The organism is Simiduia agarivorans SA1 = DSM 21679 (assembly GCF_000305785.2).
In the GTDB taxonomy this organism is placed as follows: domain Bacteria; phylum Pseudomonadota; class Gammaproteobacteria; order Pseudomonadales; family Cellvibrionaceae; genus Simiduia; species Simiduia agarivorans.
In genome coordinates, this window is record NC_018868.3 from 2,168,961 (window position 1) to 2,190,678 (window position 21,718).

Sequence of the window (21,718 nt, forward strand, 5' to 3'; positions counted from 1 at the left end):
GCTTTAAAAATGAGAGCCCCGTCATGACCGGTCGCAAAAAGCCACAGGACTTTGAACAATCGCTCGCGGCGCTGGAAGCGCTGGTAAACCGCATGGAAAAGGGCGAACTGACACTGGAAGAGTCGCTCAAGGCCTTTGAAGAAGGCGTCCAGCTCACGCGCGAATGCCAGACCCGACTGGCCGAGGCCGAGCAGCGGGTCAATCTGCTGCTGGAACAGGATGGCGAACTGCAAACCACGCCGCTCGACCCCGAACAATAATTCCGAGGAAATAGCATGGGCCCGGCTTTACAGGCACTGCGCGACCACGTCATCGCAGCAGTAGACGCGCGCCTTGCCGACGCCATCCGCGACTTCACAGGCCCGGGTGGCCAACTGGCCGAGGCCATGGCTTACAGCCTGACCAACGGCGGCAAACGCATCAGGCCATTACTGGTGTACGCCGCCGCCAACGCAATCGCGCCCTGCCAGCACCTGGACTGGCCCGCCGCCGCGGTGGAAGCCATCCATGCCTACAGCCTGGTACACGACGATCTGCCGGCCATGGACGATGACGACCTGCGCCGGGGCAAACCCACCACCCACATCGCCTTCGACGAAGCCAGCGCCATCCTCGCCGGCGACGGCCTGCAGACGCTGGCGTTCGAACTGCTGGCGCAAGCACCGTTCAGCGCAGAGCAGCGGTTGGCGTTTGTGCGCACCCTGGCCGAAGCTTCCGGGGCACGTGGCATGGTATTGGGTCAGGCCATCGACCTTGAGGCCGTCAATCGCCAACTCACCCTGACGCAGCTGGAACGCATGCACCGGCACAAAACCGGGGCGCTGATCCGCGCTGCAGTGGAACTGGGGGCTACGGCGGCGGGTGCCACGGACGCCCAACGACAGGCGCTGGTGCACTATGCAGAGACCATCGGCCTGGCGTTTCAGGTCCAGGACGACATACTGGATGTCACCAGCGATACCGCCACGCTGGGCAAAACCCAAGGCGCCGATCAGGCACTGAACAAACCCACTTATGTGTCGCTGCTGGGGCTCAGTGGTGCGCAGGCTCGGGTGGCAGCATTGCACCGGGACGCTCTCGACACCCTGCAACCCTTTGATCAGGGCGCCGACCCCCTGCGCGAGCTGGCGGACTACATTGTCCAACGCCGTCACTGAGCCGGCCGGCGAACACTTGTCTGACAGGACACTAGCCACCGGCGGCCCCAACCCCTAAAATGGCCGATTCGGTCAGCCTGTTAGCCCGCCATTTGCATGTTTAAGGAAATCCCCAGAAGCCGCCCGGCCACGCCATTACTGGACAGCGTCAACAGCCCCGAAGCGCTGCGTGCGCTGGACACGGCAGCGCTGGACCAACTGGCGCACGAACTGCGCCACTTCCTGCTGTATTGCGTGGGCCAGACCGGCGGTCACTTTGGTGCTGGCCTCGGCGTGGTCGAGCTGACCATTGCCCTGCACTATGTGTACAACACCCCGGCCGACAAGCTGGTGTGGGATGTGGGACACCAGACCTACCCGCACAAAATACTCACCGGCCGGCGCGAGCAAATGCTCAGCATGCGCCAGCGCGGTGGTCTGGCGGGCTTCCCCAAACGCACCGAGTCGGCGTTCGATAGCTTTGGCGTTGGCCACTCAAGCACCTCCATCTCCGCCGCCCTCGGTATGGCGCTGGGCCACCAGATGGCCGGCCTCGACAACAAAACCGTCGCCATCATCGGCGATGGCGCCATGACCGGTGGTATGGCCTTTGAGGCACTCACGCACGCGGCTCACACCGAAACCGACATGTTGGTCATCCTGAATGACAACAATATGTCGATCAGCAAAAACGTGGGCGGACTGGCCACCTACTTTTCGCGCATCTGGGCGAGCAAGACTTACAACAGCCTGCGCGAAGGCAGCCGCAAAGTGCTGTCGAAAATTCCGTCGGCGTGGGAGTTTGCCAAGCGCACTGAAGAGCACATGAAGGGCATGGTAAGCCCCGGCACCCTGTTCGAGGAACTCGGCTTCAACTACGTGGGTCCTATCGACGGTCACGATACCGAGCGGCTGGTGCATTACCTGAGCAATCTGCGCGATATCAAAGGCCCCAAACTACTGCATGTGATCACCCAGAAAGGCCGCGGTTTCGAACCTGCCGAAGCGGATCCCGTGGGTTATCACGCGCTCAATAAAATTGAGCCCAAGCGCCCGGTCACCGACCCGGCGGCGCCGAAAAAACCCAAGTTCCAGGACGTATTCGGCGACTGGTTGTGCGATACCGCCACCCAGGATGCGCGCCTGGTCGGCATTACTCCGGCCATGTGCGAAGGCTCTGGCATGGTGCGCTTCGCGCGCGAATTCCCACACCAGTTTCACGACGTCGCCATCGCCGAACAACACGCGGTTACGCTGGCGGCCGGACTTGCCTGCGAAGGGCAGAAACCGGTAGTCGCCATTTACTCCACGTTTTTACAGCGCGCCTACGATCAGTTAATTCACGATGTGGCCATCCAGAACCTGGATGTCACCTTTGGCATTGACCGCGCCGGTCTGGTGGGTGAAGACGGCCCCACCCATGCAGGCGCCTTCGACCTGAGTTTTATGCGTTGCGTCCCCAACATGGTGATTGCCGCGCCCAGCGATGAAAACGAATGCCGCAAATTGCTGACCAGCGCCTATCAGTACCCCGGCCCGGCTGCCGTGCGCTACCCGCGCGGCACCGGTACAGGCGTTACCATTGAGACGGAACTGACGCCCTTGCCGGTTGGCAAAGGCGTACAGTTGCGCCAGGGTAAAGACATCGCCATTCTGAATTTTGGCACCCTGCTGTCCAATGCGCTGCCGGCAGCCGATCAGCTCAACGCCAGTGTGTGCGACATGCGCTGGGTTAAACCGCTGGATGAAACACTCGTGCTGACCATGGCCAAACAACATTCACTGTTGGTGACCTTGGAAGAAAACGCCGTGGCGGGTGGCGCCGGCTCGGCCGTGCTCGAACTGCTGAACAGCCATGGCCTGTGTGTACCGGTCCTGCAACTCGGCTTACCCGATCGCTACGTAGAACACGGCAAACAGGCTGAAATGCTGGCCGATGCTGAATTAAACGCCGACGCCATTCTGGCCCGCATTACCGACCGGCGCGACAAACTGGGATTGAAGCCGGCCGCCAGCGCATGAAAAAGTCCTCCGCGATTATTTTCTTTGTAGTGGCCGGCGGCGTTTTCACCCTGGGCAAATGCAGTGCGGGACCCGGCCCAGCCGAGCAGCGCATGGCAACCGAAGCCAGTGCACGTTACGCCGAATTAAAAGCCGCGCGCGACGCCAGGCGCAATAACAGCATCGAACTGGACGCTTCACTGCAGCAACTCGGCGATCTGTACATACCAGACGACGCGCTGGCCAACTGCATCGAGCGCACAGTCAGTCACGCGCTCACGCACTCGGGCGGCGCCGCGATTGCCAGCGCGACCGATATCACCTCGCTGACATGCCCCAGTCAATCCATCTCGCGCCTGACCGGCATTGAACACTTCACCCGCCTGACCGAGCTGGACTTGTCCCATAACAAAATTGACAATGCCGATGCACTCAACGCACTGCAGGCGCTGGAAAAACTCGACCTGACCGGCAATCAGATAAAGAATATCTGGGGATTACAGGGACTGGATCGGCTGACCCAGCTCAAACTGAAAGACAATCCGGTGACTGACCTGCACTTTTTGTCGGGCTTCGAGAAACTGGAATCCGTCGAATTCCGCCTCGATGCCAGGCAACGCTGTGATTATCTGGTCAATATAAAAAACGCGCTGAAACAGTCCAAAGCATCGCTGCGCATACCCAGCCGCTGCGTCGATGAGTTCGGCGAGCCCGCACGTATCAGCGATTTTGAGTAGGCGGTTTGTGTTCACCGACGAATGTCGCCAACACCTCAGACAGCTTTGATCTCAGCGCTTCAATTCCCGTCGCCTTGGTAACATAGCCCGCCGCACCCGCTTGTAAACACGCGGCAATATCTTCCGGATCTTCCGAGGTGGACAACATGACCACCGGAACCCCCAATGGGCTGCAGTGCCCGGCAAATTCTATTCCGCTCATGCCCGCAAGCCGGACGTCGGCAAGTATCAGGTCAAACTCTTTGGGCGAGCCCGCCAGTGCGGCTTCTGCGCTGGCAAAACTCACAAGATCCACACGCAGCGCCGCCAGCGCGGCTCGGATTAACAAGCGGTGATCTTCGTTGTCTTCCACCAACATCACCCGTCTGGCCACGGTCATCCACGCCCCTTGCGCTTGCGCGCGTACATGGCCTTGTCAGCCTGTTCCAATTCCGCCTCCGGTTTGCCGCCGGCGCCAGCCACCAGGCCAGCACTGGCACTCACGCCAACCGCCTGATCCTGCCATTGCAATGGCTGCTCTGCCAATTGCTGCGCCAGGCGTTGCAACATGGCCTCGGCGTCCGACACGCTGCTGTGAGGCAATAACACCAGAAATTCATCGCCGCCCAGGCGCACCACGGAATCGCCTTCGCGCACCAACGCCGCCATAGCCGATGCCAGCATGCGAATGGCCGCGTCGCCCGCCAAATGCCCGAACTGATCGTTAATGGCTTTCAGGTTATCCATGTCGAGCAAACACAACGTATAGGGATAACCATAACGCCGGTAATCAGCCGACAGTTTCCGTAATGCACGCATGCCATAGCGCCGGTTAAACACACCGGTCAGGGCATCGTGCTCGGACTCGTCTTTTAATTGGTTAAGTATGGCCTGACGCTCAACTGCATGACGGATGACGCGCTTCAGTAACGATGGCGACAACTCGGATTTGGCGACAAAATCCGCGGCCCCCAGTCGCATCAATTCGCTGTCCAGTTGATCATCTTCATGCACGGTGACCACAATTACCGGAAAGTCCGACAACTGTGGCAAGAGTTCCTTGGCGGTTACCAGGCCCACGGAGAAATCCAACAAACAGATATCGAACACCTGCTCTTTTAACGCCGCGTGCATGGCATCAACGTCTTCGCATTGGTGCAGACGGTACTCCATGCCCGACTCGGCCAGCATGCGCTCAAGGATCAGGCGATGATCCTCTTCATCTTCCACGTGTAATATTGCTAGCCTATGCATTGGATCCATCCGAATCTGATACAGAATGTAAATGCGCCACAAACTGGGCGCCGCCCATATCGCTGGTTTCTACCCAGATATCGCCTTGGTGTCGCTCACAGATACTGCGACAAATGGCCAGCCCCACGCCCGACCCTTCACCGCTGGTGTGGGCGCGGACGAACAGATCGAATACGCGCTGGCGATCGGCTTCGCGCACACCCGGCCCGTTGTCCGCCACGCTGATAGTCACGCCCTCCTGGGTTTGCGCGATACTCAGCCGCACAATGGGCGACTGCACCTGACTCCGGTACTTGACTGCATTGGCGAGCAGATTATCGAGCAGCTGGCGTACCAGAGTGCGATAACCGGAGAACACTTCACACGACAACACCAGTTCCAGTTTGCCGCCCAGATCACGCAGCTGGGGCCGGTAGATCAGCACCAATTCATCGACCAGTGCGGGCAACGAGAAAGACTCCACCGGCAATTGCTGATGGCCGATGCGCGACAAGGCCAACAGATCGTTCAATAACCCTTCCATTTGCTTACAGTTGCGCACTACACGGGCCAACAATTGCCGACTGTCTTCCATGCCGTTAGCTGGCAACTGATGAATCACCAGGTCCACCAGGCCGGCGATGGCCACCAGGGGCGATTTGAGATCGTGAGAAACCGCGTACACAAACCGCTCGAGGGCCTCGGTGCGTTGCTTGAGCAACGATTCCTGTCGTAAGCGCTGGCGGATATCGATCAGGGTATACACCTCGAAGGGAACCTGGTTCACCGTCAGCGACGTATGCCGCACCTCCACCGGCACCGTCCGCCCACCGCGACAGTGCAATGCGCCATCGCTGGCGCTGCGTTCCAAGCCAACCCCGCCACTGACCACCGGCAGCAAATCGGCCACGTTTTTATTCACCAGCTCATCTTCGTAGCCGGATAAGCGTGCAGCCTCGCGGTTGTGCAGGCAAACCTCACCCGTCTCGGAGACCAACAATAAACCCGTGGGAGCCAGGTCTGCCATTTGCTGAAATTTCTGCGCCAGAAACAGCTGCTCCTGCGACTTGACCGCATGCAGCTGGGCACTTCGCCGGTGTGAAACCAGCGTCAACGCCATCACAAACAACAACAGGCTATCGAGCAGCCCCACTGCCAACACCAACCAGGGCGCGCTGCCACCGGCTTCGCTATCGAATGCCGGTGTCGAGCGCGCGGTCAATCGCCAACTGCGACCGGCAAACGCCAGTTGGCTTTCACCAAAAAAACGCCCCGAGGACAGCGGCGGCACCGACGCGTACAGTGTTGCCGGTTCGTCACTCACGTCCTCGATATGAAATACCAGATCAGGCCAGTGCTCACCCAGCGCACCCTGCATGAGCTTTTTCATTCTGAAGGGGGCATAGACGAAGCCCTGCGGCTTATCGCCCAGCCGGGCATTGTCGGCCCACACGGGCAGGTACAACAAAAAGCCCAGCTGCACATCTTCCTTGGTTTCCTGCACCAATGTGACGATGCCGCTGGCGCTGGCTTCGCCACTGCTGATGGCCCGATCCATTGCCGCGCGACGCACGGGCTCGGAATACATGTCGTAACCAAACGCGCGCTGATTGCGCCAATCGAAGGGTTCCAGATAGGTCACCGGCACATACCAGTCCCGATGCCCCGGCGGCGACACCATAAAGCCGGGAAAACCTTGCGTTACCAGGTCTTTTTCGTAGCCTTTCAGGTCAGTGCTGCTGACCATTGCGGCGTAACCGATGCCCTGGATGCCGGGGTAAAACCGGTCGATATCCAGCGTTTCCACAAACTCGCCAAATTCTTCCCGCGACACGTGTTCGGATGCATTAAACAGACCCACACCGGCACGCAAGGTGCTCACATAGGTGTCCAGGTGATGATAGATATCGAAGGTAAGCTTTTCGAGCCGGCGCTCAAACGCTTCCTGGCTGGCACGATTGGTTTCCTGCTGGGTGATGTAGGTGGCAAAGGCACTTACCAACAAAGACACCAGCAAAACGAGCCAGGGCGGCTTGGCCCCCAATGCATGTAGGAATGTTGACATAAACCGGACATTCTCTTGGTCTGTCCGGTAAATCTAGCAGCAGATCAGCGCCCGTGCGGCCTCATTGAGGGGAATCGTCGGCCCCGTCTTCCAGCAGATGTCCCAATTTGCCCTTCTTGGTTTCAAGGTACTTGGCATTGTGGGGATTGCGTCCTGTCTGGTGGGCCAGGCGCTCGACCACGGGAATGCCGATGTCCTGCAACGCTTTGACTTTACGCGGGTTGTTGGTCATGAGCCGGATTTTCTCAATGGCCAGATGCTCGATCATAGGCTTGAGGATCGTGTAGTCACGCATATCGGCACCAAAACCCAGCGCCTCATTAGCCTCCACGGTATCGGCACCGCAATCCTGCAAATGGTAGGCGCGGATCTTGTTGAGCAGGCCAATACCCCGGCCTTCCTGGCGCAGATAAAAAATGGCGCCGCGACCGGCCTGGGCGACCTTGTACATAGCCGCCTGCAATTGGGCGCCGCAATCGCAGCGCAGGCTGAACAAGCCGTCACCGGTCAGGCACTCGGAGTGGATGCGGGCCAGCACCGGCTCGTCGCCGCGCACGTCGCCCATGGTGAGCACCACATGCTCTTTCTGGCTGGTGGTATCTTCAAAGCCATGCATGTCAAAAGTACCCCAGGGGGTAGGCAGCCGACAGGATTCTATATAGCGAATGCTCACAATAAACCTCTTACACAAGGGTGGCAGTCAAAAGCGCGCACGAATAACCCACACACCCCGTTTCCGATCGAGATCGGCTTTATCAAAAAAACTGTTGCCTGGCCGGATGATTCGGGGGACGTTTCCTCCCACCCCTGCCAGCGCACAGACATACCAGCCGCAAACACCGGTTTACGCCAACACCTGGGCCGTTGCCTGCACCACGAACCAAGCCATCACGCCCGCCAACACGTCATCGAGCATCACGCCGAGACCGCCTTTGACCTGTTTATCCGCCCAGTCAATCGGCCAGGGCTTCAGCACGTCGAACAGGCGGAATAACAAAAACCCGTAGACCAGCCAGGCCCAGCCCTGGGGCACCAAAAACAATGCGATCCAGAGCCCGACAAATTCATCCCAGACGATGGCGCCGTGATCGCTGACACCCAGCCAGCGACCGGCATAGCCGCACAGGTAAATACCCAGAAAAAATGCCGCCAGCACCACCCCGGCGTAAACCCACGCCGGCAGCGGCTGCAAAATCAGAAACAGCGGCAGTGCCATCAGCGTGCCAAAGGTCCCGGGCGCTTTCGGCGCCAGCCCACTGCCGAACCCCAGCGCGCAAAACAGACGAGGGTCCGCCAACAAGGCGCGCCACCCGGGCAGGCTACGCATCGGTGTCGAAATGGTTGTAGCCGCGTCGTTTGGGTTCAAACACCTCACCTTCCAGCAGCACTTCAACGCCACTGCCTTTAACGATTTCACCAATGGCATTGGCGTGCAGCTTGCCGGCATCGATCAGTGCCTGTACCTGACCCAGCTTGTCAGGCGAGACGGTAAAACACAGTTGGTAATCGTCGCCGCCGGCCAATGCCCAGTCGGCGATCTGTTCGGCTTCTGCCACTTTGTTAAGCGCAGTGGATACGGGGATGCGCTCGAGATCGATCTTCGCACCCACGCCACTCTCTTCACAAATGTGCCCGAGATCCGCCAGCAAACCGTCGGACACATCAATGGCGCACTGGCTGATGCCCCGCAACATTTTGGCTTCTTTAAGGCGCGGCTGGGGGCGATAATAGTGGGACATAAAATAATTGAACGCCGACTTGCCGACCGTCAATTCCTGCCGGATAACCGCCAGCGCCGCCGCCGCATCGCCCACGTTGCCGGTAACGTAGATCAGGTCGCCCACGCGGGCATTGGCACGCATCAGCGCGTGATCGGATTCCACCGCGCCATGCACCTGAATGGTGATGGCCAACGGGCCGCGCGTGGTATCGCCCCCCACCAGGGCAATGTTGTATTCATCGGCTACCGTGAACAACCCGCGGGCAAAGCCTTCCATCCAACGCTCGTCCACTTTGGGCATGGTGAGGCCCAGGGTAAACCACAAAGGTTCAGCGCCCATGGCCGCCAGATCACTCAGGTTCACACGCAGGGCGCGTTCGGCGATGAGTTCCGGGTCGGCGTTGCGGGGAAAGTGAATGCCGCCTACCAGCGTGTCCATTGACACAGCAATGACCTTGCCCTCCGGCGCCTGCAACAGGGCACAGTCATCGCCAATGCCCATCTGCACTCCAAAGGCACGTGCAGACTGGTAGAAGTAACGCTTGATCAGTTCAAATTCACCCAACGCCATATCGGTTCCTCAATTGCTGCCGTCGGCACGGCGCTAAATCCATTTATCGCAAACTCAATTGCGGCCGCGCTCGGCCTGCACTTCCACCGCGCGCAACTGCGCAGCAGTCTGATCCAGCACGGCGTTGATGAACTTGTGCGCATCGGTGGCGCCAAATTTCTTCGCCAGCGCAACCGCTTCGTTAATGACCACTTTGTAGGGTACATCGATGCGGTTTTTCAGCTCGTAGGTACTCAGACGCAGCAGCGACTGGGTGATGGGATCCAGTTCGTCCTGATTGCGCCCCTGCAGGTGCGGCGCGTACGCGGCCTCCAGTGCATCCAGCTGTGCGGGCACCTGGTGCAACAGTTCCTGAAAGTAGGCCAGATCCACTTTCGCCATGTCGTAATCCGTGCGGAACTCCGCCTCGATGGCGTTCAGCGAGGAACCCGCCATCTGCCATTGATAGAGCGCCTGCATGGCGTAGTGGCGCGCCTGACGGCGCGCAGAAGCAGAGACGTTCATGTTTATACCTTGGACAGCAGTGAGACCATTTCCAGTGCGGTGAGCGTGGCTTCCACACCCTTGTTGCCGGCCTTGGTGCCGGAACGCTCAATCGCCTGCTCGATGGAATCGACGGTGAGCACGCCGAAGGTCACGATAACACCGCTGGCCATGGAGGCTTGCGCCAGACCTTTGGTGCACTCACCGGCCACGTATTCAAAGTGTGGTGTGCCACCGCGGATAACCGCACCGAGCGCAATGATGGCGTCGAACTTACCCGTTGCCGCCAGCTTTTGAGCCACCAGCGGAAACTCGAAGGCGCCGGGAGCGTAGTAGATGGTGATGTCTTCGTCTTTGATGCCGTGGCGACGCAGGGTATCCAGCGCGCCGTCTTTCAGGCTTTCAACAACAAAGCTATTCCAACGGCTGACAATCAGCGCGTACTTGCCTTTGCACTGGGTGAAATCGCCTTCGACAACGGTAATCTTGCTCATGGGGTTTCCTGTTTATACATTCTATTCAAAAAAATTAGTCGGGGCAGGACAGTTGTTCTGTCACTTCCAGATCCCAGCCGGAGATGGCCGAAAATTTCAGTGGCGCCGACATCAGTTTCATTTTGCGCACGCCCAGATCGCGCAGAATCTGGGCGCCGGTGCCCACTTGTTTATACACTTTATCCTGACTGATCTGGCGCTGACGGCCAGACAGCATCCAGTCCACGTTGTCGGCAATTTCCTGTGCGCTTTCAGTGTGACAGATCAATACCACCACACCTTTGCCTTCCCGCTCCACCGCCTCCAGTGCGGCGTGAAAGGTCCAGGGTTTGTACTCGGTATCGCTCGGGCGCTGAATGGTGAACAGATCGCGCGCGCTGTCCTGCACGTGGACCCGCACCAACGCGGGCTCATCGGCGCTAAGCGGACCTTTGACCAGGGCAAAATGCAATTCCTGCCGCGCCACATCGCGATAGGTTTTCAGTTCGAATTCACCGAAACCGGTTTTAACCGGGCGGGTGCTGATGCACTCGACGGTTTTTTCTTTCACCGAACGGTAGTGGATCAGGTCGGCAATGGTGCCGATTTTCAGATCGTGGGTTTTGGCGAACTCTTCCAGATCCGGACGGCGCGCCATGGTGCCATCTTCATTCATGATCTCCACGATCACCGCCGCCGGCTCGAAACCCGCCAGACGCGCCAGGTCGCAACCGGCTTCGGTGTGGCCCGCACGGCTCAACACACCGCCGGGTTGAGCCATGAGCGGGAAAATATGACCCGGCTGGACGATGTCTTCTGCTTTCGCTTCGCGCGCCACTGCCGCGCGCACGGTGCGTGCCCGGTCGGCGGCGGAAATACCGGTAGTGACGCCGGTCGCGGCCTCGATGGAGAGCGTGAAATTGGTGCTGTGCTGGGCGCCGTTGTGACGCCCCCCCACCATCAGCGGCAGATCCAATTGGCGGCAACGCTTTTCGGTCAGGGTCAGGCAAATCAACCCACGGGCGTGTTTGGCCATGAAATTGATGTCTTCGGGCCGGATCTGCTCGGCGGCAATCACCAGATCGCCTTCGTTTTCGCGATCCTCGTCATCCATGAGGATGACCATCTTGCCCTGTCGGATGTCGTCGATCAGTTCTTCTACGCTGTTAAGTTCCATATCTCGTCCCGTTAGCGGCTGAAGCCGTGCTCCGCCAGAAATGCCATGGTAATGCCTGAGTCCGGGGTGCCGGTCTGTGCCGCCTTGTCCCCTAATAATAGTCTTTCGAGGTAGCGCGCCAGCAAATCCACCTCCAGATTCACCCGCGTGCCTGCTTTATAGGTGCCCATCACCGTCTTCTCAAGGGTGTGGGGCACGATATTAAGCTCGAACTCCGCCCCGTCGACGGCATTGACTGTCAGGCTGGTGCCATCCACCGTGATTGAGCCCTTATGCGCGATGTATTTGGCCAAGTGATCGGGCGCGCGCAAGCGAAAACGCTCCGAACGGGCATCCGTGTGCCGGCTGACCACTTCGCCCACGCCATCCACATGACCGCTGACCAAATGCCCGCCCAGACGGGTGGTGGGTGTCAGTGCTTTTTCCAGGTTGACCTTCTGACCCACTGCCCACTGGCGCAGGGTGGTGTTGTCGAGCGTTTCCACGCTCACATCGGCCCAATAGCCGTCGCCGGGCAATTCCACCACGGTCAGACACACGCCATTGGTGGCAATAGAATCGCCCAGCGCCACATCCTGTAAATCCAGTCCGTGGGTCTTCACTCGCAGCCGCAGATCGCCACCGGCGGGCTGGGCCACCAGGATTTCACCTACCGCTTCAATGATACCGGTAAACATACGCTCTCCCAGAGAGTGAAAAATCAGTCGCCCACCGGGTGGGCGGTTATACGCCAATCGCCACCGATTGCGCGCATATCGGTAATCGCCAGCTTGCGTTGTTCTGCCATCTGCTCAAGCGGCAGTTGCAACAACGGCCTGGCACTGGAGCCCAACAGGGTCGGCGCCATGTACAGCACCAATTCGTCCACCAGACCCGCCGCCATAAAACTGCCCGCCAACCGGCTACCCGCCTCGACCAGCACTTCGTTGCACTCGCGCGCAGCCAGGGCCTCCAGCAAAGCGCGCAAATCGCCGCCATCACTCTGCGCTTCGGGCAGGGACAAATGGCTGTAGGGCACGGCCGCATCGGCATACGTTTCAGGCTCGCCCTGTACCAGCAATACAGGACCACCCGCCGACAACAACCGGCTGCCTGCGGGCAGGCGCGAACGCCGGTCAAGCAATACCCGCACAGGCGGATTGGCCAGCGCCAGGCTGCATTGCGGCTCGGGCAGCTGTAACTCGCCCGCTCGCAAGGTCAGGGCCGCATCATCGTGCAAAACGGTATCGATACCGGTGACGATAGCGCAGCTGCGCGCGCGCAGTTTTTGGACGTCTGCGCGCGCAGCCGGCCCGGTAATCCATTGGGATTCGCCACTGGCCATTGCGGTACGGCCATCCAGACTCATGCCCAGCTTGACCCGGACCCAGGGCAGGCCCTGTTCCATGCGTTTGATAAAGCCCGGGTTGAGCGCCCGGCAACCGGCTTCCAGCACCGGGCCCTGTACCTCCACCCCGGCATCGCGCAGGCGCGCGAGTCCGCTGCCTGCCACCCGGGGGTTGGGATCCTGCATACCGAATACCACGCGCCTGATGCCGGCGTCGATCAGCGCCTGGGAGCAGGGTCCGGTGCGCCCGGTGTGGTTGCAGGGTTCGAGTGTGACGTAAGCGATCAGGCCCTTGGCACTGCCGCCCAGCGCTGCCAGCGCGTTCACTTCGGCGTGGCCCTGACCGGCGCGCTGATGCCAGCCTTCAGCCACGATCGCACCGGCCTCATTCACTAACACACAGCCCACGCGCGGATTGGGGCGAGTGCTATAGATACCCTGCTCTGCCAGCTGCAGTGCGCGGGCCATGTAAAATTCCTGGGTGTGCAAGAGATTCAGTCCGCGCCGCGTGGGTTGCGTTCCAGGCGCTCAATTTCATCGCGGAATTCACTGATATCCTGAAACTGGCGATAGACCGAAGCAAAGCGAACGTAGGCCACTTCGTCCAGGCTGCGCAACTTTTCCATGACTTTTTCACCCAGCAGGCGAGAGGGGATCTCGCGCTCGCCGGTCGCTTGCAACGCGTGCTTGATCTGGTTCAGTGCGGACTCGATGTCTTCCACCGACACCGGGCGTTTTTCCAGCGCCCGCAATAACCCGGCGCGCAGCTTGTTTTCATCAAAAGGCTCACGGGTGCCATCCTGCTTGATGATGCGTGGCATCAACAGCTCGGCCACTTCATAGGTGGTGAAGCGTTCGCGGCACGACAGGCATTCGCGACGCCGGCGCACCTGATCGCCTTCGGCCACCAGACGGGAGTCGATTACCTTGGTGTCATCGGCGCTGCAGAAGGGACAATGCATAGGGCAATACCAGTGAGAAACTGGCGCGCATGGTACCACAGGAAGCCGTTCAAACGTATGAATAAGGCACCCGCGGCCAGCATCAACTATACTGATGACTGATTGTGACCTACAGGTCAGCAACTGCGCAGCGCTATGCAAGATCGTTTGATTTCACGCCTACACGCGTTTCTACCCGGGCTCGTCTATCGCTGCCGGTCTGACGATGCGTTTACTATGCTCGAAATGGACGGGCCGGTTGAAGCCATTACCGGCTACGCGGCCGACGCATTTATGCGCGGTGAAATCCACTTCAACGGCATCATCCATCCCGACGACCTGCCCGCCGTGCAAGCCTCCATGGACGACACCCTGTCGACCCGGAAGCCGTTCGAAATCGAATACCGGATCCGCGATAAGGCGGGTAACATCAAGTGGGTCTGGGAGACCGGCCTGATTGACGACCAGGATGAAATGTACGGTTTTATCAGTGATTGCCTGCCCGGTCTCGGCAGGCAACACCGATTGCAGGACGCCCAGCAACGGGTCGTAGCCGTGGCCTCCTCCAGCGACGTGGCCATGGGTAACCTGGATGCCGTCGCCGAAGCGGTCACCCGCCATTGCGCCGAATGGCTTGAAGTGGAACGCGCCAGTCTGTGGCTGCTCAACGACGCGCAGGACCAGCTCGATCTGGTGTGTTTGTTTACCCGGTCCGACCAACAGTTTCACAAAGGCGTGTCGCTCGCGCGCGACGACTACCCCAATTATTTCAGTGCGCTTATTACCGGGCGCGCTATCGATGCCCATGCGGCCCGCACCGACCCGCGCACCAATGAATTTGCCGTGGGTTATCTGGATCAGCTCAACATCTACTCCATGCTCGATGCCGCCATCCGCAATGGCGATGCCATCCGCGGCGTAATTTGTTGCGAACAAACCGGAACCGAACGCCAATGGAGCGTGGATGAAATTAATGTCGTGGCGGAAATGGCCGACCAGTTTTCCCAGGCATTGCTCAACCGCGCGCACCGCCAGGCGTTGGAGCAGCGCCTGCAAGCCGACGCCGCCAATGCCGCCAAAAGCCGCTTTCTGGCCACCATCAGCCACGAGATCCGCACGCCGCTCAATGGCGTCCTGGGCATGGCGGAATTGCTGCGCGACTCAAGCCTCAACGCAGAGCAGCAAGACATCGTCGACACCTTGCAGGCGTCGGGCGAATTGCTGCTGTCGGTGATCAATGACGTACTGGATTTTTCCAAAATTGAAGCCGGCAAATTTGATCTTGCGCCAGCACCGACCCATATCGCGACGCTGATCCAACAATGCGCCGACATGTTCCGCCAGCGTGCCGATGCCAAGCGACTGAACCTGGTGGTACAGGCCGACCCCGCCATGCCGGCCCAAATGCTCGATGGCCCACGCCTGCAGCAGGTCGTCGCCAACCTGATCAGCAATGCCATCAAGTTCACCGAACAGGGCGATATCGTCATCACCGCACAGCATCGGGACCAAGCGCTGCAGTTAAGCGTGACGGATCACGGCCAGGGTATCAGCGAGGAGTTACAGACCCGTCTGTTTCAACCGTTTGAGCAGGAACGTCACGCCGCCGGCAAGCCGCCTTCGGGCACGGGCCTTGGCCTGGCTATCTGCCGACGGATCGCGGAGGCGATGCACGGTAACATCAGCGTGCGCAGTGAGCTCAAGCAGGGCAGCACCTTTATTGTGAGCCTGCCCTGGCAGCCATGCGACCCGATCGCGCAGACACCGCGGACAAAAGCCGGCAGCCAGACCAATTTCCAGCACCTGAAGGTGTGGATTGCCGAAGACAATCCGGTCAACCAACGGGTTGTGGGCGGATTGCTGCATCGCTTGGGCATACAGGCGAGAATGTTTGATCACGGCGGCCTGCTGACCGACGCCCTCGCGAGCGATCCATTGCCCGACCTGATCTTCATGGATTGCGAAATGCCGGTGAAAGATGGCCTCACGGCCACGCGCGAAATCAAGGCCGACGCCCGCACCCGTCACCTGCCCGTGATTGCACTCACGGCCCATGCGCTATCGGATTTCCGCGAGCGGACCCAAGGCGTGGGCATGGACGCTTACCTGACCAAACCCATCCAGTACGACGAACTCCTGGATACCCTGGCGCGCTTCAGTTAACCCATATCCACCTGCCACTGCACCGGCTTGTCGTTCATCCGGTCCAGCAAAAAGCCGTAGCAATCCTCAATTGGCCCGCGGCGGATTTTCAACGTTGGCGTGAGCAGGCCATTTTCCACCGTCCACGGCTCGGCCAACACAATCAACGCACCCAACCGCTCATGGGATTCCAGTTCGCCATTCACCTGCAACAAGGTTTGCTCCAGCGAGGCCTGCACCAATTTTTTGTCGCTGCCGAGGCCTGCGTCATTGAGCACAACCAAAGCCACGGGCGCGGGACGCCCCAGCCCCAGCACACACACCTGATCAATGCTGTCATTCTGCGCCAGCTTGTTCTCAATCGGCGCCGGTGCCACGTATTTGCCTTTGGCGGTTTTGAATTGCTCTTTCAGACGACCAATAATTTTATAGGCGCCGTCTGCCGTCACCTGACCCCGATCACCGGTGCGGAACCAGCCATCCACGAAGGATTCGCGCGTGGCCTCTTCGTTGTTGTAGTAGCGGGTAAACACCGCGTCACCGCGGATCTGCACTTCATCGTTTTCGCCCAAACGCATTTCCACGCAGGCCACGGGCGTGCCGATAGTACCGATGCGATCGGGGTTATAAGGCAAATTGGAACAGGACAATCCCGAGGTCTCGGTCATGCCCCAACCTTCGGCGATGTCGATACCAATTCGCCGGTACCAGCGCAACATGTCGGGCGAAATGGGCGCCGAGCCGGAACCGAACACGCGCACCTTGTCGAGCCCGAGACCCGCACGGATTTTGCGCGCCACCAGTTTGCCCACAAACGGAATCGCGAGTAGCCGACGCAGCTTGCGCTCGGGCAATTTTTCCTGGATTCCGGCCTGAAACTTGGTCCACAGCCGCGGCACGGAAATGAAAAAGCTCGGCCGGCAATATTTCACGTCATCCACAAAGGTATCGAGCGCTTCCACAAAATAGATGGCCACGCCCGCGTAGTAGGACATGATCTCCACCACACAGCGCTCGGTAATATGTGCCAACGGCAGGTAGGACATGCAGCGATCATCATCGCGCCACTCCACCTGCGCTGCGGTGGTGTAGCTGGACGACCCCACATTGCGGTGGGTCAGTACCACGCCCTTGGGTCTGCCGGTGGAGCCGGAGGTGTACACCAGCGTGTAAATATCGTCGGGCTGAAATTCGGGCAACTGTTCGAGCGGCTTGTACTGCACCAGCCATTGATCCCAATGGGCCGTTGTCCGCGCGGTTTCGTACGGAAAGCCGATACGCAATACCGACTCGGGAATCGCATCGTCTGCCGCGGCAATATCATCCAGCTTACCCAGAAAAATCGCGCGCGCGTCACTGTGCTCCAACACATAGCTGATGGTATCGGCACTGGCGGTTGAATAGATGGGCACACTGATCATGCCAGCCATGGTGATGGCCAGATCGGCGATAAACCATTCGGCGGAATTTTTTGCCAGTATCGCAATCCGGTCGCCCTTGCCGTAACGGGCGGCCAGGCCACTGGCAATCGTGCGGGCCTGCCGGTCGGCCTCGGCCCAGGTCCACTGCCGCCATTGCCGCTCCACCGGCTGGAACAACCAGGGTTTATCGGGATGCTGCGCCACACGCTGACTGAATTGGGCGAGGGGAAGTTGATAGCTCATTGCCGCTCCGTTGGTTTTTTATTGTCTGGCCAATGTGCCACAGTCATTGGCCATTCTCAAACCTCTACACGAAATCGTCACAGGTTTGAGACACCGCTGTCATAAAACCCGGGCACAGTGGCGCCATCAGAACGGGGAACCGGCCCGATGCATCATTTCCGCACCGTATTTTTATCCGACCTGCATTTGGGCACACGCGACTGCAAGGCAGACCTGCTGCTCCAGTGCCTGGAACAGATCCGCACCCGGCACATTTACCTGCTGGGGGACGTGATCGACATGTGGGCGCTGTCCCGCGGCAGCGCCTGGCCCGCGGCCCATTCAGCGGTGCTGGACAAACTCCGGCAACTGGCCTGCGAGGGCGTGCGCATCACTTACATTCCGGGCAACCACGATGCCCCGCTTCGTCACTACACCGGCGTCTTTCCCGATCAGGTAGAAGTGGTGCGCGAAAGTCATCACCGCACCGCCCGTGGCGAGCGGCTACTGCTGATTCATGGCGATTGTTTCGATCAGGCCATGCACTGCGCGCCCTGGCTGTACTGGCTGGGCGACAGGGCCTACGATCTGCTGCTGTTGATCAACCGGTTTAATGGCCGCATCAGTCGCTGGCGCGGCCTACCCTACTGGTCGCTGGCGGGCTTTATCAAAGCCCGTATCGGTGTTGCCCGCCGTCTGCTTGCCACCTACGCGCGACTCGCCACGGGCCACGCCCGCAGCCGGGGCTTTGAAGGCGTGATCTGCGGCCACATACACCACCCCGCGCTTGAGCACATCGATGGCCAGCTCTACGGCAATTGCGGCGACTGGGTGGAAAGCTGCACATTGCTGGCGGAGCATCCCGACGGCAAGCTACAGCTGTTGGACCTGCCTACGCTACTGACTGAGCCCCACCGGGACCGCGCATTACACGCCGCGTGAACAGCGCATAAAACAGGTGCCAACCTGCGCAAGCACAGGTACAATGCGTCCCTTTTTCCCGCACACTCAGAACGTCAGGAAATTGGGGAGTTAGTATGAAGCCGCTGATCGGTATCATTATGGGGTCCACGTCCGACTGGGACACCATGAGCCACGCCGCTGAAACCTTGGACAAGCTCGGGGTCCCCCACGAGGTTGAGGTGGTGTCTGCACACCGCACGCCCGACAAGCTGTTTCAGTACGCTGAAGAGGCGGAAGCCCGCGGTATCGAGGTGATTATTGCCGGCGCCGGTGGCGCGGCGCACCTGCCCGGTATGGTAGCCGCCAAAACGCCCCTGCCTGTACTGGGCGTACCGGTTCAGTCCAAAGCCCTGAACGGCATGGATTCCCTGCTATCCATTGTCCAGATGCCCGGCGGCATTCCGGTGGGCACACTGGCCATCGGCAAAGCCGGCGCCATCAACGCCGCCCTGTTGGGTGCCTCCATTCTCGGCAACAAGTATTCCGAATACCGTCAGGCGGTGGTGGATTTCCGCGAAAAGCAAACCGAAACCGTGCTGTCCAAGCCAGACCCACGGGAGCTGGGCTGATGAAGATCGGCATTCTCGGTGGCGGCCAGCTGGCCCGCATGATTGCCCTCGCCGGCATCCCGCTGGGTGCCCGGTTTGTGGTACTGGATCCGTCCGCCGACGCCGGCGCTACCGAGTGCGCCGACCTGGTGCAGGGCCAATACGACGACACCGCAGCCCTGGACGCCTTGGCGGCACAGGTGGATGTGGTGACCTACGAATTCGAAAACGTACCCCAGGCGTCGGCCCGCTACCTGGCCCAGAAGGTGCCCGTTTACCCCGCTGCGGATGTACTGGAAGTGGCGCAGGATCGACTGAACGAAAAGACCCTGTTCAACCAGCTCGGCATTGAAACGCCACCCTTCGCACCGGTGAGCTCGTTGGCCGAACTGGAAGCCGCGGTGGCCAGCATCGGCTTGCCGGCCGTGCTGAAAACCCGCACCCAGGGCTACGACGGCAAGGGGCAGGCCGTCATCAAAACTGCCGATCAATTGGCCGAGGCCTGGCAAAGCATTGGCGAGGTACCCGCAATACTCGAGGGCTTTATCCAGTTTGATCGCGAAGTATCGATGATTGCGGCGCGCAACCTCAACGGCGACATCCGCTTTTACCCCGTGTCTGAAAACGACCACGCCGGCGGCATTCTGCGCGTTGCCCGCGCCCGTGCCGGCGACCCCATCACACCCTTGGCGCAAGACTACACCGCCAAATTGATGGAGCACCTGAATTACGTGGGCGTGATTGCGGTTGAATATTTCCAGCGTGGCGACCAGCTGCTGGCCAATGAGTTTGCGCCCCGGGTACACAACTCCGGCCACTGGACCATTGAAGGCGCCGAATGCAGCCAGTTTGAAAACCACGTCCGCGCCGTGGCCAACCTGCCATTGGGCAGCACTGATCCGGTGGGCTTCGGTGCCATGGTGAATCTGATCGGTGATCTGCCCAGCGCAGATCAGATCCTCGCCATTGCGCATTGCCACGCGCATTTCTACGGTAAAGATCCCCGCCCGGGCCGCAAGGTGGCGCACATCGGTATTCGCGCCAACACAGAAGCCGAGCGCGAATCGGCGATTACGGCCGCCAACCAGCTGCCCGGAGCCAAGACTTAATCAGGAATTACATGCTGCAGGGACGCATAGAATTGAGGTTATATGCGTCTTTTTCCTCTCGTTATCTGCCTGCTGGCAACCTTCAGCACACCCCATTTACACGCCAAAACCCGAACTTACGGGGATGTCTCTGTCACCGAAGTGGTGAGCATCTACGACGGCGACACCTTTACGGTTAACATCAAAGACTGGCCCTCGGTGGCGGGCGAGCGCATCAGTGTGCGCATTGCCGGCATCGATACGCCCGAAATGCGCGGGCGTTGCGACTACGAAAAACAACGCGCCCGCGAAGCCAAACAATTTACCGTTGCTGCACTGCGCAACGCCCGCCAGATCAGACTGCAAAACCTGCAGCGCGACAAATACTTCCGGTTGCTGTCCGACGTCTACGTGGATGGCGAAAATCTTGGCGTCATGCTCATGCAGCAAGGTTTTGCGGTACCCTATGCCGGTAAAACCAAAGTTGATTGGTGCGCCCGCTGAGGAACCCATGCGCTACTGGCTATTCAAAACCGAACCCGACGACATCAGCCTGGATGACATCCGTGCGGCCGGGAAAAAGGGCATACGCTGGGACGGCATTCGCAACTATCAGGCGCGCAACTTTTTGCGCGACCAGGTGCGCAAGGGCGATGGCGTGCTGATCTATCACAGCCAGTGCAAACAGGTAGGGATAGTGGGCACGGCGCGCACCCTGGGTGACAGCTACCCGGACCCGGCCCAGTTTGACCCGCAAAGCCCCTATTTTGATCCGAAAGCCACGCCCGATTCGCCGCGCTGGTACTGCGTGGACATCGCTTTTGAACAGGCCCTGCCCACGACCATCAGCCTTGCCAGCATCAAGCAGGACCCGGCGTTGAGCGATATGGTGCTGGTGAAACAGGGGCGCCTGTCGGTCCAGCCGGTCACTGACGCTGAATGGCGCTATCTGTTGAGCTGAGGAATGCGAAAGCCTGTTCGAAAGGGCTGAGGCCGGGTCGTTATCGTCACCCCATGGCCGCGGCGCCGGCAATCCCCCACCGGCAAGGATAACAGGGGTTTAAGTGCGTGGCAGCGAGGCCACAAACGCTGAGACTTTCTTGATCTCGGGCGCCAGACGCGGCACCAGCTGATCCACCACACTTTGCTGCCCCGATTTGGCAGCCGCTTCCAGGCCGGCGCAGATATCGGCCAGATCGTTAGCGCCCACAGTGCGTGCCGACGATTTCAGCTTGTGCGCCACCGCGCCGACCGCTGTGATTGTTGACGCCGCCTCGAACTCCGACAAATAGAGCTCGGTGGTGGCGCAAAACTCGTCCAGGATACTCAGCCTTAACCCATGATCATCGCCAAATAGCGCTTGTAATGTCGCCAAATCTACGGGCTGACTACTGCTGGTCATGGTTCTGTTTTCCGGTGCACAGTGGATACGAAGGCCCCAGATTAGCATGAAATGACGCCGGTGCCAGAATTTCCACCGGGCGAATGGCG

The 21,718-nt window shown here is 59.7% G+C and carries 24 protein-coding genes; 10 read left to right on the plus strand and 14 right to left on the minus strand.

The window, feature by feature from the left end; translation table 11 throughout:
• Positions 1-23 precede the first annotated feature (23 nt).
• From M5M_RS09685 to M5M_RS09700, 4 genes are all read left to right on the plus strand, one after another.
• A complete protein-coding gene (locus tag M5M_RS09685) occupies positions 24-260 on the plus strand; it encodes an exodeoxyribonuclease VII small subunit (RefSeq protein WP_015047307.1) in 237 nt (78 codons plus the stop codon).
• A gap of 15 nt (positions 261-275) precedes the next feature.
• Entirely contained in the window at positions 276-1,157 is an 882-nt protein-coding gene (gene ispA / locus M5M_RS09690) for a (2E,6E)-farnesyl diphosphate synthase (RefSeq protein ID WP_015047308.1), read from the plus strand.
• A gap of 96 nt (positions 1,158-1,253) precedes the next feature.
• Complete coding sequence (dxs, locus tag M5M_RS09695) at positions 1,254-3,158, plus strand: 1-deoxy-D-xylulose-5-phosphate synthase (protein ID WP_015047309.1); 1,905 nt, start codon at positions 1,254-1,256, stop codon at positions 3,156-3,158.
• Complete coding sequence (locus M5M_RS09700) at positions 3,155-3,874, plus strand: leucine-rich repeat domain-containing protein (protein WP_015047310.1); 720 nt, start codon at positions 3,155-3,157, stop codon at positions 3,872-3,874. The genes dxs and M5M_RS09700 overlap by 4 nt, the downstream gene beginning before the upstream one ends.
• Here the strand turns inward: M5M_RS09700 and M5M_RS09705 are convergent.
• From M5M_RS09705 to nrdR, 12 genes are all read right to left on the minus strand, one after another.
• Positions 3,858-4,253, minus strand: coding sequence for a response regulator (locus M5M_RS09705; protein WP_015047311.1), 396 nt, complete (start codon positions 4,251-4,253; stop codon positions 3,858-3,860). The genes M5M_RS09700 and M5M_RS09705 overlap by 17 nt on opposite strands.
• The gene (locus tag M5M_RS09710; RefSeq protein ID WP_162141156.1) at positions 4,250-5,107 is read right to left on the minus strand and encodes a diguanylate cyclase response regulator; all 858 of its coding nucleotides are present in this window, start codon (positions 5,105-5,107) and stop codon (positions 4,250-4,252) included. The genes M5M_RS09705 and M5M_RS09710 overlap by 4 nt, the downstream gene beginning before the upstream one ends.
• The gene (locus tag M5M_RS09715) at positions 5,100-7,151 is read right to left on the minus strand and encodes a CHASE domain-containing sensor histidine kinase (protein WP_015047313.1); all 2,052 of its coding nucleotides are present in this window, start codon (positions 7,149-7,151) and stop codon (positions 5,100-5,102) included. The genes M5M_RS09710 and M5M_RS09715 overlap by 8 nt, the downstream gene beginning before the upstream one ends.
• A 61-nt stretch (positions 7,152-7,212) precedes the next feature.
• Complete coding sequence (gene ribA / locus M5M_RS09720; protein ID WP_016389331.1) at positions 7,213-7,824, minus strand: GTP cyclohydrolase II; 612 nt, start codon at positions 7,822-7,824, stop codon at positions 7,213-7,215.
• 171 nt (positions 7,825-7,995) lie between these two features.
• Positions 7,996-8,478 carry a phosphatidylglycerophosphatase A family protein gene (locus M5M_RS09725; protein ID WP_015047315.1) on the minus strand — a complete coding sequence of 161 codons (483 nt, stop codon included), beginning with the start codon at positions 8,476-8,478 and terminating at the stop codon, positions 7,996-7,998.
• Complete coding sequence (gene thiL, locus M5M_RS09730; RefSeq protein WP_015047316.1) at positions 8,471-9,442, minus strand: thiamine-phosphate kinase; 972 nt, start codon at positions 9,440-9,442, stop codon at positions 8,471-8,473. The genes M5M_RS09725 and thiL overlap by 8 nt, the downstream gene beginning before the upstream one ends.
• Before the next feature lie 54 nt (positions 9,443-9,496).
• Complete coding sequence (gene nusB / locus M5M_RS09735) at positions 9,497-9,946, minus strand: transcription antitermination factor NusB (protein WP_015047317.1); 450 nt, start codon at positions 9,944-9,946, stop codon at positions 9,497-9,499.
• A 2-nt stretch (positions 9,947-9,948) separates the two neighbouring features.
• Positions 9,949-10,419 (minus strand): 6,7-dimethyl-8-ribityllumazine synthase, encoded by a 471-nt coding sequence (gene ribH, locus M5M_RS09740; RefSeq protein ID WP_015047318.1) that lies wholly within the window; start codon positions 10,417-10,419, stop codon positions 9,949-9,951.
• 34 nt (positions 10,420-10,453) lie between these two features.
• Entirely contained in the window at positions 10,454-11,575 is a 1,122-nt protein-coding gene (ribBA, locus tag M5M_RS09745; RefSeq protein ID WP_015047319.1) for a bifunctional 3,4-dihydroxy-2-butanone-4-phosphate synthase/GTP cyclohydrolase II, read from the minus strand.
• An 11-nt stretch (positions 11,576-11,586) separates the two neighbouring features.
• A complete protein-coding gene (locus M5M_RS09750) occupies positions 11,587-12,252 on the minus strand; it encodes a riboflavin synthase (RefSeq protein ID WP_015047320.1) in 666 nt (221 codons plus the stop codon).
• 23 nt (positions 12,253-12,275) lie between these two features.
• Entirely contained in the window at positions 12,276-13,400 is a 1,125-nt protein-coding gene (ribD, locus tag M5M_RS09755; protein WP_338057832.1) for a bifunctional diaminohydroxyphosphoribosylaminopyrimidine deaminase/5-amino-6-(5-phosphoribosylamino)uracil reductase RibD, read from the minus strand.
• The gene (nrdR, locus tag M5M_RS09760; protein ID WP_015047322.1) at positions 13,397-13,864 is read right to left on the minus strand and encodes a transcriptional regulator NrdR; all 468 of its coding nucleotides are present in this window, start codon (positions 13,862-13,864) and stop codon (positions 13,397-13,399) included. The genes ribD and nrdR overlap by 4 nt, the downstream gene beginning before the upstream one ends.
• 135 nt (positions 13,865-13,999) lie before the next feature.
• Here nrdR and M5M_RS19510 point away from each other — a divergent pair, with 135 nt between their 5' ends.
• Positions 14,000-16,006, plus strand: coding sequence for an ATP-binding protein (locus tag M5M_RS19510; RefSeq protein WP_016389332.1), 2,007 nt, complete (start codon positions 14,000-14,002; stop codon positions 16,004-16,006).
• On the opposite strand, the gene M5M_RS09770 is transcribed toward M5M_RS19510, so the two are convergent.
• A complete protein-coding gene (locus M5M_RS09770) occupies positions 16,003-17,649 on the minus strand; it encodes an AMP-binding protein (RefSeq protein ID WP_015047324.1) in 1,647 nt (548 codons plus the stop codon). The genes M5M_RS19510 and M5M_RS09770 overlap by 4 nt on opposite strands.
• A 147-nt stretch (positions 17,650-17,796) precedes the next feature.
• On the opposite strand from M5M_RS09770, the gene M5M_RS09775 reads away from it, so the two are divergent.
• The 5 genes from M5M_RS09775 (at position 17,797) to M5M_RS09795 (ending at position 21,188) form a co-directional block, all read left to right on the plus strand.
• Entirely contained in the window at positions 17,797-18,570 is a 774-nt protein-coding gene (locus M5M_RS09775) for a UDP-2,3-diacylglucosamine diphosphatase (protein ID WP_015047325.1), read from the plus strand.
• A gap of 95 nt (positions 18,571-18,665) precedes the next feature.
• Positions 18,666-19,160 (plus strand): 5-(carboxyamino)imidazole ribonucleotide mutase, encoded by a 495-nt coding sequence (gene purE / locus M5M_RS09780; RefSeq protein ID WP_015047326.1) that lies wholly within the window; start codon positions 18,666-18,668, stop codon positions 19,158-19,160.
• Complete coding sequence (locus M5M_RS09785; protein ID WP_015047327.1) at positions 19,160-20,248, plus strand: 5-(carboxyamino)imidazole ribonucleotide synthase; 1,089 nt, start codon at positions 19,160-19,162, stop codon at positions 20,246-20,248. The genes purE and M5M_RS09785 overlap by 1 nt, the downstream gene beginning before the upstream one ends.
• Before the next feature lie 42 nt (positions 20,249-20,290).
• Positions 20,291-20,731, plus strand: coding sequence for a thermonuclease family protein (locus tag M5M_RS09790; RefSeq protein ID WP_016389333.1), 441 nt, complete (start codon positions 20,291-20,293; stop codon positions 20,729-20,731).
• A gap of 7 nt (positions 20,732-20,738) precedes the next feature.
• Positions 20,739-21,188 carry an EVE domain-containing protein gene (locus M5M_RS09795; RefSeq protein ID WP_015047328.1) on the plus strand — a complete coding sequence of 150 codons (450 nt, stop codon included), beginning with the start codon at positions 20,739-20,741 and terminating at the stop codon, positions 21,186-21,188.
• Positions 21,189-21,287: 99 nt separating this feature from the next.
• Here M5M_RS09795 and M5M_RS09800 read toward each other — a convergent pair whose 3' ends face one another.
• Positions 21,288-21,629, minus strand: coding sequence for an Hpt domain-containing protein (locus M5M_RS09800; RefSeq protein WP_015047329.1), 342 nt, complete (start codon positions 21,627-21,629; stop codon positions 21,288-21,290).
• Between the last annotated feature and the right edge of the window lie 89 nt (positions 21,630-21,718).

Excerpts from the sequence above, each read along its gene's own strand:
- M5M_RS09790 (WP_016389333.1), top strand. The coding sequence starts at position 20,291 with ATGCGTCTTTTTCCTCTCGTTATCTGCCTGCTGGCAACCTTCAGCACA.
- ribH (WP_015047318.1), bottom strand. The coding sequence starts at position 10,419 with ATGAGCAAGATTACCGTTGTCGAAGGCGATTTCACCCAGTGCAAAGGC.
- M5M_RS09785 (WP_015047327.1), top strand. The coding sequence starts at position 19,160 with ATGAAGATCGGCATTCTCGGTGGCGGCCAGCTGGCCCGCATGATTGCC.
- thiL (WP_015047316.1), bottom strand. The coding sequence starts at position 9,442 with ATGGCGTTGGGTGAATTTGAACTGATCAAGCGTTACTTCTACCAGTCT.
- purE (WP_015047326.1), top strand. The coding sequence starts at position 18,666 with ATGAAGCCGCTGATCGGTATCATTATGGGGTCCACGTCCGACTGGGAC.
- dxs (WP_015047309.1), top strand. The coding sequence starts at position 1,254 with ATGTTTAAGGAAATCCCCAGAAGCCGCCCGGCCACGCCATTACTGGAC.
- M5M_RS09795 (WP_015047328.1), top strand. The coding sequence starts at position 20,739 with ATGCGCTACTGGCTATTCAAAACCGAACCCGACGACATCAGCCTGGAT.
- nrdR (WP_015047322.1), bottom strand. The coding sequence starts at position 13,864 with ATGCATTGTCCCTTCTGCAGCGCCGATGACACCAAGGTAATCGACTCC.
- M5M_RS09715 (WP_015047313.1), bottom strand. The coding sequence starts at position 7,151 with ATGTCAACATTCCTACATGCATTGGGGGCCAAGCCGCCCTGGCTCGTT.
- M5M_RS09800 (WP_015047329.1), bottom strand. The coding sequence starts at position 21,629 with ATGACCAGCAGTAGTCAGCCCGTAGATTTGGCGACATTACAAGCGCTA.
- M5M_RS09770 (WP_015047324.1), bottom strand. The coding sequence starts at position 17,649 with ATGAGCTATCAACTTCCCCTCGCCCAATTCAGTCAGCGTGTGGCGCAG.
- ispA (WP_015047308.1), top strand. The coding sequence starts at position 276 with ATGGGCCCGGCTTTACAGGCACTGCGCGACCACGTCATCGCAGCAGTA.
- nusB (WP_015047317.1), bottom strand. The coding sequence starts at position 9,946 with ATGAACGTCTCTGCTTCTGCGCGCCGTCAGGCGCGCCACTACGCCATG.
- M5M_RS09750 (WP_015047320.1), bottom strand. The coding sequence starts at position 12,252 with ATGTTTACCGGTATCATTGAAGCGGTAGGTGAAATCCTGGTGGCCCAG.
- ribBA (WP_015047319.1), bottom strand. The coding sequence starts at position 11,575 with ATGGAACTTAACAGCGTAGAAGAACTGATCGACGACATCCGACAGGGC.
- M5M_RS09725 (WP_015047315.1), bottom strand. The coding sequence starts at position 8,478 with ATGCGTAGCCTGCCCGGGTGGCGCGCCTTGTTGGCGGACCCTCGTCTG.
- M5M_RS09705 (WP_015047311.1), bottom strand. The coding sequence starts at position 4,253 with ATGACCGTGGCCAGACGGGTGATGTTGGTGGAAGACAACGAAGATCAC.
- M5M_RS09700 (WP_015047310.1), top strand. The coding sequence starts at position 3,155 with ATGAAAAAGTCCTCCGCGATTATTTTCTTTGTAGTGGCCGGCGGCGTT.
- M5M_RS19510 (WP_016389332.1), top strand. The coding sequence starts at position 14,000 with ATGCAAGATCGTTTGATTTCACGCCTACACGCGTTTCTACCCGGGCTC.
- M5M_RS09775 (WP_015047325.1), top strand. The coding sequence starts at position 17,797 with ATGCATCATTTCCGCACCGTATTTTTATCCGACCTGCATTTGGGCACA.
- M5M_RS09710 (WP_162141156.1), bottom strand. The coding sequence starts at position 5,107 with ATGCATAGGCTAGCAATATTACACGTGGAAGATGAAGAGGATCATCGC.
- M5M_RS09685 (WP_015047307.1), top strand. The coding sequence starts at position 24 with ATGACCGGTCGCAAAAAGCCACAGGACTTTGAACAATCGCTCGCGGCG.